The sequence below is a fragment of the Streptomyces sp. NBC_00568 genome (genome assembly GCF_026341855.1).
In the GTDB taxonomy this organism is placed as follows: domain Bacteria; phylum Actinomycetota; class Actinomycetes; order Streptomycetales; family Streptomycetaceae; genus Streptomyces.
Genome location: NZ_JAPENW010000001.1, coordinates 4396875 through 4411308, shown reverse-complemented (window position 1 = coordinate 4411308; position 14434 = coordinate 4396875). Strand labels below are relative to the sequence as shown.

Below are 14434 nucleotides of genomic sequence, written 5' to 3'. Positions count from 1 at the left end.
ATGAAACTCACCGTGGTCGGCGGAGGGTCGACCTACACCCCCGAACTCATCGACGGCTTCGCACGGTTGCGGGACACCCTGCCCGTCGAGGAACTGGTCCTCGTCGACCCGGCCGCCGAACGCCTGGAGCTGGTGGGCGGTCTGGCGCGCCGCATCTTCGCCAAGCAGGGCCACCCCGGCAGGATCGTCACGACCTCCGACCTGGACGCGGGCGTGGAGGGCGCCGACGCGGTGCTCCTGCAGCTGCGCGTCGGCGGCCAGGCCGCGCGGCAGCAGGACGAGACCTGGCCGCTGGAGTGCGGCTGCGTCGGACAGGAGACGACGGGCGCGGGCGGTCTGGCCAAGGCGCTGCGCACGGTTCCGGTGGTGCTGGACATCGCCGAGCGGGTCCGCCGCACCAACCCGGACGCGTGGATCATCGACTTCACCAACCCGGTCGGCATCGTGACGCGCGCCCTGCTCCAGGCGGGCCACAAGGCGGTCGGCCTGTGCAACGTGGCGATCGGCTTCCAGCGGAAGTTCGCCGGCCTGCTCGGCGTCTCCCCGGCCGACGTGCACCTCGACCACGTGGGCCTCAACCACCTCACCTGGGAGACCGGGGTGCGCCTCGGCGGTCCCGAGGGCGAGAACGTCCTGCCCAAGCTGCTCGCCGAGCACGGTGACGCCGTCGCCGACGACCTCCGGCTGCCCCGCAGCCTCGTCGACCGCCTCGGCGTGGTCCCCTCGTACTACCTGCGCTACTTCTACGCGCACGACGCCGTCGTCGAGGAGCTGCGCACCAAGCCCTCACGCGCGGCCGAAGTCGCGGCAATGGAGCGGGAGTTGCTGACGATGTACGGCGACCCGGCGCTCGACGAGAAGCCGGAGCTGCTGGCCCGCCGCGGCGGCGCCTTCTACTCGGAGGCCGCCGTGGACCTGGCCGCGTCGCTGCTCGGCGGGGGCGGCAGCCCCTACCAGGTGGTGAACACGTACAACCGGGGAACCCTGCCGTTCCTGCCGGACGACGCGGTGATCGAGGTGCAGGCAGCGGTCAGCTCCAAGGGGCCGACGCCTCTTCCGGTGCAGGCCGTGGACCCGCTGTACGCGGGCCTGATGGCGAATGTGACGGCGTACGAGGACCTCGCCCTGGAGGCCGCCCTGCGCGGCGGCCGCGACCGGGTCTTCCGGGCCCTGCTCGCCCACCCCCTGGTCGGCCAGTACGCCTACGCCGACACCCTGACCGACCAGCTGATCGCGCACAACCGGGAGCACCTCGCGTGGGCATGACGTCAACGGAATCCGGCGCCGGGACGGCCGCCGGGTCCGGCCCCGCGACCGCGGGCCTCGTGCTGGCCATCGACGCGGGGAACAGCAAGACCGACGTCGCCGTGGTGGCCGCGGACGGCCGGGTGACCGGCACCGCGCGCGGGGGCGGGTTCCGGCCGCCGGCGGTCGGCGTGGAGGCGGCGGTCGACGCGGTCGCCGACGCCGTCCGGCGGGCCTTCGCCGAGGCGGGCGTCACCTCGGTCGACCATGTCTCCGCCTGCCTCGCCAACGCCGATCTGCCCGTGGAGGAGAAGCAGTTGGCGGCCGCGCTGCACGCGCGCGCCTGGGGCGCGGAGGTGGAGGTGCGCAACGACACCTTCGCGATCCTGCGGGCCGGGATCGCCGAACCGCGCGGCGTCGCCGTCGTCTGCGGGGCCGGCATCAACTGCGTCGGCATGCGGCCCGACGGCCGCACCGCCCGCTTCCCCGCCATCGGCCGTATCTCCGGCGACTGGGGCGGCGGCTGGGGGCTGGCGGAGGAGGCCCTGTGGCACGCGGCGCGGGCCGAGGACGGCCGGGGCGGACCGACCGCCCTGGCCCGCACCCTGCCCGCGCACTTCGGCCTGGACTCCATGTACGCGCTCATCGAGGCGCTCCACCTGGAGCACATCGGCAACGCGCGGCGCCACGAGCTCACCCCGGTCCTGTTCGCCACGGCGGTGGACGGCGATCCGGTGGCCCGCGGACTCGTCGACCGGCTCGCGGACGAGGTGGTCGCGATGGCGACCGTGGCCCTGACCCGCCTCGGTCTCCTCACCGAGGAGACCCCGGTCCTCCTCGGCGGCAGCATCCTCGCCGCCCGCCATCCCCAGCTCGACGACCGCATCCACGAACTCCTGGCCGCCCGCGCGCCCAAGGCGGTCCCCCGGGTGGTCACGGTCCCTCCGGTGCTGGGGGCGGCGCTCCTGGGCCTGGACCGTGTCCGGGCCGGGGACGAGATCCACGCGCGGGTGCGGGCGTTCTACGAACGGGGTCGATGAGGCATGCGGGACGCGGGGGGCCGACGCGGGTGCGCGGAGGCCCCGGACCCTTCATGACCTGCCGCGAGGGGCGGGAACCAAACAGAACAGGAACACGTGTTCATGGGAAGGGGGGTGGCGCGGGGGAATCGTGCTGCGCCGTGATCCGAACAAGATCCAGGCAAGGCCTGTGCGGATGCCGGTCCCGGCGGCGATACTTGCCGCCGTGCACGTACGCCGGCCGGCCGCGCTTCCCGCGCCCGCGGCGAGCGTGACCGACCGGATGACCATGGGGGAGGTCAACAGTGACACACCCGCCGAAGGGCAACGCGGCGCCACCGGGGCGGGGCGCGCCGACGATGCCTGCCGTGCCTTCGCAGGCCGGGCCTCCCGTGCCGCCGGGCGGATCCGTCGTGCCACAGACCGAGTTCGGTGCCCCGCAGGGCCTCTCCCCGTCCCCCGGCACGGCGCCGCGGCGTACGGCGTGGGCGGAGGGTGTGGACCGGCTGCGGGCCGCGGCGACGACGGAGCCGGGGCGGCTGCGGATCATCGGCGCCGTCCTCGCCCTGCTGGTCGTCGCGTTCGGCGCGGTCACCGCCTGGCAGATGACGGAGCGTTCGGACGCCGCGGACAACGTGCTGCACAGCAGCCAGCCGCTGAGCGCCAGCGCGGCGGACATCTACCGCTCCCTCGCCGACGCCAACACCACCGCCTCCAGCGGCTTCCTGGCGGGCGGTCAGGAGACGAATGACTCCCGCAACCGCTACGAGGGGGACATCAGGAGGGCGGCCGCGAAGCTGATCACCGCCGCCAACAGCTCGGAGCCGGGCTCCCCTTCGGCCGAGACCATCTCCCAGCTGAACAAGCTGCTGCCCGAGTACAAGGGCCTGGTCGAGCGGGCCCGCGCGAACAACCGGCAGGGCTATCCGCTGGGCGGCGCGTATCTGCGGTACGCGAACGAGAAGATGCAGCGCGAGATGCTCCCGAAGGCCGAGAACCTCTACCAGCGGGAGAACCAGCGGCTGAGCGCCGACTACGCCGACGCGAAGCCCTATCCGTGGGCCGCGATCGCCCTGGGTGTCGTCGCGCTCGGCGGCCTCGTGTGGGCCCAGCGGCGCAACTACCACCGTACGAACCGGGTGTTGAACCAGGGCATGGCCGCCGCCACCGCGGCGTCCGTGGTCGTGCTGCTGTGGCTCGTCGTCGGGCACAGCGTCGCCCGAGCCGGGCTGAGCGAGTCCTACGACCACGGGGTCCGCTCCCTGAACGTGCTGCACAACGCCCAGATCGCGTCCCTGAAGGCCCGCGGCAACGAGAACCTCACCCTGGTCAGCCGGGGCGCCGAGACCAAGACCCTGGCCGACAAGACGTCCGTGGACCTGTACGACTACGACTTCGAACAGGACATGAAGGCGCTCACCACGCGCCTCGCGGAGGCGGCGGACCTCGCGGACGACCAGTCGGGCACGAAGCCCGTACTGGCCGCGACGTCCAACATGGAGGAATGGAAGCTGCGCCACAAGGACGCCCGCAAGGCCGACAACGACGGCAAGTACCAGCTCGCCCTGGACCGGGTCATCGGCACTGCCGACAAAAAGCCCACGGGCCAGTGCTTCGACGGCGTGGACCAGAACCTGAGGCTCGCGCTGACGCATGAGGAGAGCGAGTTCCAGCGGGCGGCGAGCGACGGACTGGGCGCCATGACCGGGCTCCCGGCCGGTGCGGCGGTCCTCGCCGTGCTGGCCGCCGCGGGCGCGGTGCTCGGCATCGGACGCAGGCTTTCGGAGTACCGGTGAGAGGGGGAGCGGCGATGACCGCACGACGCCTGAGGACACGCCTGAAGGGCTGGGGCGGCGTGGGCGCGATGGCCGTGGCCTGCGTGATGGCCCTGGTCCTCGCCCTGACGCTCCCGCTCGGCGACGCGCACGGGAACGGAAGCACCGGCATCGGCGGGCAGGGCGTCGCCCGGGGTACCCAGGCCAGGGCGGCCCAGTGCACCGACCCGCAGGACCGGAGTCCCGCCCCCTCGGGCGCGGACGGGGCGACGATCGAGGCCATCAAGAACCGCAAGGACCGGCGGCTGATCGTCGGCGTCGACCAGAACAGCTACCACTGGGGCTACCGCGACCCGAACAACCCGAAGGCCGGCAGCGACCTGGAGGGCTTCGACATCGACCTGGTCCACGCGATCGCCAAGGACATCCTGGGCGACGAGAACGCCGTCCAGTTCCGGGCCGTCCCGACCAGCCAGCGCATCCCCGCGATCCAGCGCGGCAAGGTCGACATGGTGGTGCGCACCATGACGATCACCTGTGACCGTCTCCAGCAGGTCGCATTCTCCGCGCCCTACTTCAAGACCGGCCAGCAGGTGCTGGCCCCGACGAAGTCCGACATCAAGGGGTACGACGAGACCCTCGCCAAGAAGAGGATCTGCTCGGCGAAGACCTCCACCGCGTACGAGCGGCTCACGGCGGACCGGGACGCGCGCAAGCTCGTCTCCTCCGCCGTCATCGCCCCTCCCGTGCCCAACCAGCTCGACTGTCTGGTGCGCCTCCAGCTGGGCGAGGCCGACGCGGTGGTGACCGACGGCGCGCTCGCCGCGAGCCAGGCCGCCCAGGACCCCACGGTCGAGCTCAAGGGCCCGCCCTTCACCACCGAGTACTACGGCGTGGCGATGAAACTGGGCACCGACGATCTGGTACGCCGGGTCAACCGGATCCTCGCGGACTACCGCGAGGACGGCTGGCGGAAGTCGTACGACAAGTGGCTCGCTCCGACCCTCGGGGCGAACTCCCCCTCGGAGATCCCGCCCCCCGCCCGGTACAAGTGACCGACCTGATACCACTGGAGAGTTGCCCGGACGCGCACATCGAGCGCGCGGGCAACGCACGAGAACGAGAGGTGATCGATGGGCGTCACGGGACCCTCCGGGCCGGTGATGGACCGGGACGAGGCGGACCGTGCGCTGGCGCGTCTCGGCGCGGAGTACGAGGCGATCGAGACCTCGCTCCTCGCCCTGCAGGACCACGCGGGCCGCAGACTCCTGGAAGGCGCCGAACTCACCGGCACCACCAAGGAGCGCTGGACCTCCGCGGAGGCCTCGATCACCCTGCTGTGGGCGTACTTCGACGCGTACACGGACGCGCTGCGCTCCGCGCGCGAGATCCGTTCCCGCAGACGCTGGTCCAGCCGTGAGGACCTGGTCGAGCTGACCGAGCTGCTGCGCGGTGCGGGCATCACGGTCGCCGGTTCCACCACGGCCACCGCGAACGCGCCGACCCTGGCCGGCACCGGCAAGCTCAGCGAGCGGTTCTCGCTGGCCGCCCTGGTGGACCGGATGAACGAGCTGTACGCGTCCTCGCTCGACATGGTGGTCACCGCGGACGCCGTGTGGTCGGCGCTGCCCGCCCGGATAGATTTACTGGCCGCGGAGCTCCAGCGCACCCGCACACTCGCGCACTCCGTGGGTGTGCGCCCCGGCGAGCACCCCTCCGGCGACGACCTGGAGCGGATCACCCGGACGCTGACCACCCTGCGCGAGCGCGTCGTCTCCGACCCGCTGGCCTTCTGGGTTCCCGCGCAGGGGAGTTCGGCCCCGGGCGGCGGACGCCCGGACACCACGGTGTACGACCGTGAGGCGCGCGCCCTGGAAGAGGTGCGCCGGGAGATCGACGCGGTGCTCACCGTGCGGCAGGACGCGGAGGCGCGGCTGGTGAAGCTGCGGGACGTGCTCAGCCGCGCGGACCGCACGCTCGCCGAGGCGAGGAGTGCCCGCGGCGAGGTGCTCGCCAAGATCGCCGCGTCCGAGGTGCCGGCCGTCAGCGGTCCGCCGACGGTGTTGCAGGAGCAGCTGGCGGCGGCCGCGGAGTACCGCAGGCACGCGCAGTGGCACCGTCTGTCGCCGCTCCTGGAGGCGTTGGAGGAGAAGGCGGAGGACGAACTGCTGCGCGCCCGTGAGTCGTTGTCGGCGGTCACCCAGCCGTTGGCGGTCCGTGCGGAGCTGCGCGGCCGTCTCGACGCGTACAAGGCGAAGGTCGCCCGGCACGGCCTCGCCGAGGACCCGTTCCTGGTGGAGCGCTACGACGCGGCCCGGCGCATGCTGTGGAGCGCTCCCTGCGATCTGCGGGTGGCGGAGGAGGCGGTGCTGCGCTACCAGCGGGCGGCCGCCGAGCTGCTGAGCCCGCGGGTGCCCGAGCAGGGCGGGCCTCATGACCGTGCGGACCGGAGGGGGCCCGACGCGTGAGCGTTGAAGGGGATGCGGCGTGAGTGAGCAGGCTGTGAGTGAAGAGCGGAAGTGTCAGCGGCCCGGTTGCGAGGGGTCGTACGAGGACATGGGCGGCGGCGAGCTGTACTGCGACACGTGCGGGCTCGCCCCGGTCGTGTCGTCGAAGGGCACGCTGAATTCGCCGCCGACCGGCATGACGGCGGGCGGCAAGGGTTCGCGTGGCTCCAACAGCAGCAGTGCGCGCAGCAGTTCACGTGCCAGTTCGCGTACGTCGTCGCGCTCCTCGCAGTCGCGGCGCTCGGTCTCCGGCCGGCTGTCGCGGTCGCTGTCGGGCAGTTCGACGGGCCGTTCGGTGTCGGTGCGCAGCTCCGGTTCGACGACGTCGTCCTCCGGCCGGGGGCGGCTCGGTGCGGGGCTCGTCCAGGTCCCGGACGTGCCGCGGCCCGCTCCGCGCGAGATGGTGCTGGAGAACCCGGAGGTGCCCGAGCGCAAACGGTTCTGTTCGCGCTCCGACTGCGGTGCCCCGGTCGGGCGTTCGCGCGGTGACCGGCCCGGCCGCACGGAGGGGTTCTGCACGAAGTGCGGCCACCCGTATTCGTTCGTGCCGAAGCTGCACACCGGTGACATCGTGCACGGCCAGTACGAGGTGGTGGGCTGTCTGGCGCACGGCGGGCTCGGCTGGGTCTACCTCGCCGTCGACCGCGCGGTGTCCGACCGCTGGGTGGTCCTGAAGGGTCTGCTCGACACGGGCGACCAGGACGCGATGGCGGCCGCGATCTCCGAGCGGCGCTTCCTCGCGGAGATCGAGCACGCCAACATCGTGCGGATCTACAACTTCGTCGAGCACCTGGACCAGCGGACGGGTTCGCTGGACGGGTACATCGTCATGGAGTACGTCGGCGGCAAGTCGCTGAAGGAGATCGCCAACGGACGCCGTACGGCGGACGGCAAGCGCGACCCGCTGCCGGTGGAGCAGGCCTGCGCCTACGGCATCGAGGCTCTGGAGGCCCTCGGTCATCTGCACAGCCGCAACCTGCTGTACTGCGACTTCAAGGTCGACAACGCGATCCAGACCGAGGACCAGCTCAAGCTGATCGACATGGGCGCGGTGCGCAGGATGGACGACGACGAGTCGGCCATCTACGGCACGGTGGGCTACCAGGCCCCCGAGGTGGCCGAGGCAGGACCGTCGGTCGCCTCCGATCTCTACACCGTCGCCCGTACGCTCGCCGTCCTCACCTTCGACTTCCAGGGCTACACGAACGTCTTCGTGGACTCTCTGCCCGACCCGGACAACATCGAGGTCTTCCGCCGGTACGAGTCCTTCTACCGGCTCCTGGTGCGGGCCACCGACCCGGACCCGGCCCGCCGTTTCGCCTCCGCGCAGGAGATGTCCGAGCAGCTGACCGGTGTGCTGCGCGAGGTGGTCTCCCTGCAGACGGGGCGGGCGCGGCCGGCTCTGTCGACGCTGTTCGGACCGGAGACCAAGGTCACGGACACGGAGTTGTTCGGGAAGGCGACCGCGGACGTGTCGCGGCTGGGGGCCCGCGTGGTCCCCGGACGGGGGAGGAAGGGCGCTCCCCGGCCGCCCGCCGGGACGAACGGGGCTCTGCCGCCGACCGCGGCTCCGGCCTCCGCCACCGCCCTGGTCAAGCCCGTCCAGGCGGCGGTCACCGCACTCGCGCTGCCCATTCCGCGGGTGGACCCCTCGGACCCGAACGCGGGATTCCTCGCGGGACTCATCGCGTCCGCTCCCGCGGAGCTGATCGCCGCGCTGCACTCGGCGCCGGCCGGTTCGCCGGAGCTGCGGCTGCGGGAGCTGCGCGCCCGGCTGGAGATGGGCGAACTGGCCGGTGCGGGCGGGGCCGTCGAGGCGCTGGAGGCGGATCACCCGGACGACTGGCGGGTCGTCTGGTACCGCGGTGTCACGGCGCTGGCGACCGGACAGAACGAGATCGCGGCGCTGTCCTTCGACGCGATCTACGACGCGTTCCCCGGCGAGCCCGCGCCCAAGCTGGCGCTCGGTCTGTGCGCCGAGGTGCTCGGCCAGCTGGACAACGCCTCCGAGTACTACCGCCTGGTGTGGACGACCGACCCCAGCTATGTGAGCGCCGCGTTCGGGCTGGCCCGGGTGCAGCTCGCGGCGGGGGACCGCCGTGGCGCCGTACAGACCCTGGAGTCCGTACCGGAGTCGTCGATCCACTACACGGCGGCGCGGGTCGCGGCCGTACGGGCGCGGCTGCGGCAGCGGCCGGCGGCGGAGGCGGCCGCTCCGCCGTTCCTGGACGATCTGACGGCGGCCGCCGGGCAGGTCGAGGCCCTGGACGGATTCGGCCTGGACGCGGTGCGGCGCGAGCAGTTGTCGACGGAGGTCCTCGGCTGTGCGCTGGACTGGGTACTCTCCGGTAGCCAGGGTTCCGCTCCGGCCTCCGGAGGCGGACCCGCGCTGCTCGGCAGCGCGTTGGACGAGCGCGGCCTCCGCTTCGGCCTCGAACGTTCGTACCGCACGCTGGCCCGGCTCGCGCGGGGCGGCGAGGAGAGGATCGACCTGGTGGAACGTGCCAACCGTTACCGCCCCCGGACGTGGGTGTGATTGATGTCCCAGATGCCCCAGCCGACGGCCCTTTCGCGGTGCCCCAGTTGCGAGGAGCCGCTGGAGGCGGCTGACCGTTTCTGCGGTGCGTGCGGCTACGACCTGTCGGCGGTGCCCGCACCGCCGCCGGACCACCCCACGATCGCCATGAACGGCACCCCGGCGGGTCCTCCGCCCGCCGGCCCGTCCGTGGACTGGCCCGTCGCGCCGGAGGTCGACAGCTCCGACCTGCCCGCGCCCGTGCACCGCGCCACCGACATCCATGGCACCGATTCGGGTGGTTCCGAACTCCCCCGTCCGGAGCACCCGCACGGGGATCCGGCGGGCGTCCGGCCGTCCGTCCCCAAGCGGTCCGGCGGGCAGCCGTCGGGCGTACGGTTCGACCGGCCGTCGGAGCCCGACGAGTACCCGCTCGCTCCACCGGCCGGCGAGGCGAGGACGGCGGAGGGCCGTCCCGCCGAGGGCCGTCCGGCCGAGGGCCCGGACCCCGAGATCCCCGCCGATCCCCGGACCGGCGATCTCCCCGCGCCCCCCGCGGGTGCCAAGCTGTGTGTGGCCTGCCGTGAGGGGCATGTCGACATGGACGGCTACTGCGAGAACTGCGGGCACGCGCAGCCACGGGAACGGGATCACATGGAACAGGAGTTGGGCGCGGTCGCCGCGGTCAGCGACCGGGGTCTGCGCCACCACCGCAACGAGGACGCCTTCGCGATCTCCTCGACCGCGCTGCCCGACGGTTCCCCCGCGGTCGTCGCGATCGTCTGCGACGGGGTCTCCTCCGCGACCCGCCCGGACGAGGCCTCGCTCGCCGCGTCCCGTGCGGCGAACGAGTCGCTCCTGGCCGCTCTTCCGCTGGGCACGCATCCGCAGCAGGCCATGCACGAGGCGATCGTCGCGGCGGCGGAGGCCGTCAACGCGCTGGCCGACCCGTCCACCGCGCAGGGCGACCACGCCCCGCACGTGAACGCGCCCGCCTGCACCATCGTCGGCGCCGTCGTCACGCCCACCCTGCTGATCGTCGGCTGGGTCGGCGACAGCCGCGTCTACTGGGTTCCCGTCGACCGCTCCTCGCTGCCCGCCCGGCTCACCGAGGACGACTCGTGGGCCGCCCAGATGGTCGCCGCGGGTCTGATGAACGAGGCCGAGGCGTACGCCGACGAGCGCGCCCACGCGATCACCGGCTGGCTCGGCGCCGACGCCTACGAACTGGAGCCTCACACCGTCTCGTTCAAGCCGGACCGGCCCGGTGTGGTCGTGGTGTGCACCGACGGCCTGTGGAACTACGCGGAGGCGGCGGAGGACATGGCCGAGGTCGTTCCCCTCGACGCCGCCGAGAGGCCGCTGCACAGCGCCCAGGTCCTGGTCGGCCACGCCCTGGACGGCGGGGGCCACGACAACGTAACAGTGGCCGTCATGCCGTTCCCCGCCCCCTCTCAGGGGGCAGGATCGGCCTGAGGCCGCGAACGAACGGGGGCGGCCGCGGACCGGAGGGGACCGGTCCGCACACAGTCATCACCTCCGCCAGAGCCGGAGGCCCGAGGGGGACAGAGAAGGCATGGCCAATTTCTCGAAGTCGAACGTGCCGCAGTTCTCGGTCGACGTGTACCAGAACGAGTACCTGCCGGAGGGCGGCCGCGAGGTCAACGCGATCGTCACGGTGAGCTCGACCGGCGGCGGCACCATCGGAAGCGCGGTCGGCGCGCCGCACCTGTACACGGCGGGTCAGGGCCCGGACGCCGCCGTGGCGATCATGGTCGACTGTTCGGGCTCGATGGACTACCCGCCGACCAAGATGCGCAACGCCCGCGACGCGACGGCCGCCGCGATCGACACCCTGCGCGACGGAGTCCACTTCGCGGTGATCGGCGGCACGCACGTCGCCAAGGAGGTCTATCCGGGGGGCGGACGGCTCGCGGTGGCTGGCACGGCCACCCGCGACCAGGCCAAGCAGGCACTGCGCAAGCTGAGCGCGGGCGGCGGTACGGCGATCGGCACCTGGCTGCGGCTCGCCGACCGGCTGCTGTCCTCGGCCGAGGTGTCGATCCGGCACGGCATCGTGCTCACCGACGGCCGCAACGAGCACGAGTCGCCCGAGGATCTGAAGGCCGCCCTGGACTCCTGTGCCGGGCGCTTCACGTGTGACGCGCGTGGAGTCGGCACCGACTGGGAGGTCAAGGAGGTCACCGGGATCGCCTCGGCGCTGCTCGGCACCGCCGACATCGTCGCCGACCCTGCCGCCCTCTCCGCCGACTTCACGCAGATGATGGAGACGGCCATGGGCAAGGAGGTCGCCGACGTGGCCCTGCGGCTGTGGACGCCGGTCGGCACCGAGATCAAGTTCGTCAAGCAAGTGGCGCCCACGGTAGAGGAGTTGACCGACCGTCGCACCGAGGCCGGCCCTCGCGCGGGCGACTACCCGACCGGCTCCTGGGGCGACGAGTCCCGCGACTACCACGTGTGCGTCCAGGTCCCGACGGCGGCACTGGGTCAGGAGATGCTCGCCGCCCGGGTGTCGCTGGTGATCCCGCAGGGCGACGGCAGCGCCCAGAACCTCGGCGCGCAGGGGCTCGTACGGGCCGTGTGGACCGACGACATGGTCGCCTCGACGTCCATCAACCCTCAGGTCGCGCACTACACAGGTCAGGCCGAACTCGCGCAAGTCATCCAACAGGGTCTCGATCTCCGCAAATCGGGAGATGTCGATGGAGCAACGGCCAAGCTGGGACGGGCCGTTCAGCTCGCCAGCGCCTCCGGCAACGCCGATACTGCGAAACTGCTCGCGAAGGTGGTGGACGTGGTCGACGCCGCGGCAGGTACTGTGCGATTGAAGGCAAGGGTCGAAGAGGCTGACGAAATGACCCTCGAGACACGGTCCACAAAGACTGTTCGTGTAAAGAAGTAGCGAGCCCGGTTCCCGCGGGGAACCGGAGAAATCCGGTCACAACGGCCGGAAAAGGAAAGGGGGAAGCACCGACATGCCGACATGCCCGAACGGACACCAGTCGGGTTCCGACGACTGGTGCGAGGTCTGCGGTCACCGCATGGCCGGTGCCGTGCCCCCGCTGCCTCCCCCGCCGCCGCAGGGCGCCGGTTACGGCTATCCGGCGCCCGGTTCGCCGCCTCCCGGCCCCGGCGGCCGGTCGCACCTGTCCGCCGTGCCGGAATCCGAGCCGGAGCTCTGCCCGCAGTGCCGTACGCCCCGTGAGGGCGCGGCGCCGTTCTGCGAGGAGTGCCGGTGGAACTTCCTGACCAACACCGCGACGTCGTACACACCGGCGGCACCGCGTCCGCCCGCCTCCACGCCGGGCGGTCCCGGCGGGCCCTCGCCGTACGGCGGCCCCGGTGGTCCGGGCGGTCCCGGTGGCCCGAACCCCGCGGGGCGGTTCCAGCAGCAGGGGCCGGGACAGCCGGGCGGTCCGGGTGCCGGTGGCCCCGGTCACGACCCGTTCGAGTACCAGAGCTCGCGGCCCTCGCAGATGAACCGGCCCGCCGAACCGATCCCGCCGGGCCCGCCCGCCCAGCCGTACGGCGGCCCCTCGGGCTTCGGCGGCGACCCGTCGCGTCCGGTCCCGCCGCCGCCCGGGCCCACGCCCGGCGGCCCCGGTGCCCCGCAGCAGGCCTACACCCAGCAGCCCGCCGCGCCCTTCACGCAGGGCGGACCGCCCCAGCAGGGCGGCCCGCAGTCCGGCGGCCCCTCGGGCTTCGGCGGCGGTGACGACGACTGGGTGATCCCCCCGCCGTCGTCCGGTTCGCCCGGCGGCCCGGGCGGTCAGGGCGGCCCGGGTCAGGGCGCCGGCTACGGCTACCCGCAGCCCGGCCCCACCCAGGCCCCGCCCGGCTACCAGCAACAGCAGCAACAGCAGCAGCCGCTGTCCTGGAGCGCGACCATCGGGCCGGACCGCGAGTACTTCATGGCGATGATGCAGCGCTCCGGGCCCGAGGCCGCGGGCCTGAACCTGCCCGCGTACTCGCCGGAGCAGCAGCGCCGGCTCGTCGGCAACCAGATCACCATCGGCCGCCGCCGGCATTCCACCGGCGACACCCCGGACATCGACCTGTCGGTGCCCCCGGAGGACCCGGGCGTCTCGCACCAGCACGCGGTCCTGGTCCAGCAGCCGGACAGCACCTGGGCGGTCGTCGACCAGAACTCGACGAACGGCACCACGGTCAACGGCGGCGAGGAGCCCATCCAGCCGTTCGTGCCGGTGCCGCTGCAGGACGGGGACCGGGTGCACGTCGGCGCCTGGACGACGATCACGATCCGCCGGGGCTGAGCGGGCTCCCGGGGTCCGCGCACCGGACCCCGGCCCCCTGCGGGCTCACGGCAGCGGCCAGGCGTACGGCCCCTCGGGGTCGTCCAGCCAGGCCCAGGCGCGCTCCTCGCCGACCGTGATCCCGTACCGCTCGCGCGTCGGCTGTCCCTCGCGCTCCCACAGCGCGTAGGCGTCGTGCGGGTCCAGGCTGCCCGCCGTCAGGGCCACCAGGAACCGGAACAGGTCGTGCCCGCGGGCCCGGCGCGGCACCCCGCCGAGCCGGGCCGGCTCCGGCTCGGACCGAGTGGCGCCGCGCAGCGGCACGAAGAAGGCGGGCGTGTGCAGGAAGCGTCCCTCGGCGTGCTCGGCGTCCCGCACCCGCAGCGCGATCAGGCCGGTGGCCAGCGGCGCGAGGATACGGGCGCCCGGGCCGCACTGGGGCAGCCAGGCGCGCGGGATCGTCGTCAGGGTGCAGGTCGCGATGATCCGGTCGAACGGAGCGCGCTCGGGCACCCCGCGGGCGCCGTCTCCGGTGACGACGGTCGGGTGGTACCCGGCGACGGCCAGATGCCGTCGCGCGGCCTCGGTGATCTCCACGTCGAGGTCGATGGTGGTCACCAGGTCGTCGCCCAGGCGGTGGGCGAGCAGGGCCGCGTTGTAGCCGGTCCCTGCGCCGATCTCCAGGACGGCGTCCCCGTCCCGTACCGCCAGCTCGGTCAGCATCTTCGCCATCAGCGACGGCTGGCTGCTGGAGGAGACCAGTTCCCCGTCCCGCACCCGGGTCGCCAGCGGGGCGTCCGCGTACGCGCCGCGCAGCCAGCGGTCCCTGGCCCGCGGGTCCGGGTCCTCGCCCCACACGCGCTCGAAGCCGCCGGTGACGCCGATGTAGTAGTAGGGCACGAAGACGTGGCGCGGGACGTCTTCGAAGGCCTCCCGCCAGACCGGGTCGCTCTCCCAGGCGCCGCTCCGCTCGATCTCGCGCACCAGGGACGCCCGCGCCAGGTCGGCGAGGTCCTCGGGGTCGGTGTCGAGAGCGTGCGCGCCCATACCTCCACTGTGCTGCGGGACGGGCCGCGAGGCGAGCGCCGGACCCGGCCGA

The 14434-nt window shown here is 73.0% G+C and carries 10 protein-coding genes; 9 read left to right on the top strand and 1 reads right to left on the bottom strand.

Features of this window, described 5'->3' with window-relative positions; all coding sequences use genetic code 11:
* From OOK38_RS19205 to OOK38_RS19165, 9 genes are all read left to right on the top strand, one after another.
* A complete protein-coding gene (locus OOK38_RS19205) occupies positions 1-1266 on the top strand; it encodes a 6-phospho-beta-glucosidase (RefSeq protein WP_266758833.1) in 1266 nt (421 codons plus the stop codon).
* A gap of 59 nt (positions 1267-1325) precedes the next feature.
* On the top strand, positions 1326-2285 hold the full coding sequence (locus tag OOK38_RS19200) for an N-acetylglucosamine kinase (RefSeq protein WP_266765688.1): 960 nt from the start codon (positions 1326-1328) through the stop codon (positions 2283-2285).
* A gap of 284 nt (positions 2286-2569) precedes the next feature.
* A complete protein-coding gene (locus tag OOK38_RS19195; protein ID WP_266758834.1) occupies positions 2570-4060 on the top strand; it encodes a hypothetical protein in 1491 nt (496 codons plus the stop codon).
* A 14-nt stretch (positions 4061-4074) separates the two neighbouring features.
* A complete protein-coding gene (locus OOK38_RS19190; RefSeq protein ID WP_266758836.1) occupies positions 4075-5094 on the top strand; it encodes a glutamate ABC transporter substrate-binding protein in 1020 nt (339 codons plus the stop codon).
* Positions 5095-5172: 78 nt separating this feature from the next.
* A complete protein-coding gene (locus OOK38_RS19185) occupies positions 5173-6507 on the top strand; it encodes a hypothetical protein (protein WP_266758838.1) in 1335 nt (444 codons plus the stop codon).
* Positions 6508-6595: 88 nt separating this feature from the next.
* A complete protein-coding gene (locus tag OOK38_RS19180; protein ID WP_266765689.1) occupies positions 6596-9082 on the top strand; it encodes a serine/threonine-protein kinase in 2487 nt (828 codons plus the stop codon).
* Positions 9083-10537, top strand: a complete 1455-nt coding sequence (locus OOK38_RS19175; RefSeq protein WP_266758840.1) for a PP2C family serine/threonine-protein phosphatase — start codon at positions 9083-9085, stop codon at positions 10535-10537.
* 100 nt (positions 10538-10637) lie between these two features.
* A complete protein-coding gene (locus tag OOK38_RS19170) occupies positions 10638-11984 on the top strand; it encodes a VWA domain-containing protein (protein ID WP_266758842.1) in 1347 nt (448 codons plus the stop codon).
* Positions 11985-12057: 73 nt separating this feature from the next.
* Entirely contained in the window at positions 12058-13356 is a 1299-nt protein-coding gene (locus OOK38_RS19165; RefSeq protein ID WP_266758844.1) for an FHA domain-containing protein, read from the top strand.
* A gap of 45 nt (positions 13357-13401) precedes the next feature.
* Here OOK38_RS19165 and OOK38_RS19160 read toward each other — a convergent pair whose 3' ends face one another.
* A complete protein-coding gene (locus OOK38_RS19160) occupies positions 13402-14382 on the bottom strand; it encodes a methyltransferase domain-containing protein (protein WP_266758846.1) in 981 nt (326 codons plus the stop codon).
* Positions 14383-14434 lie beyond the last annotated feature (52 nt).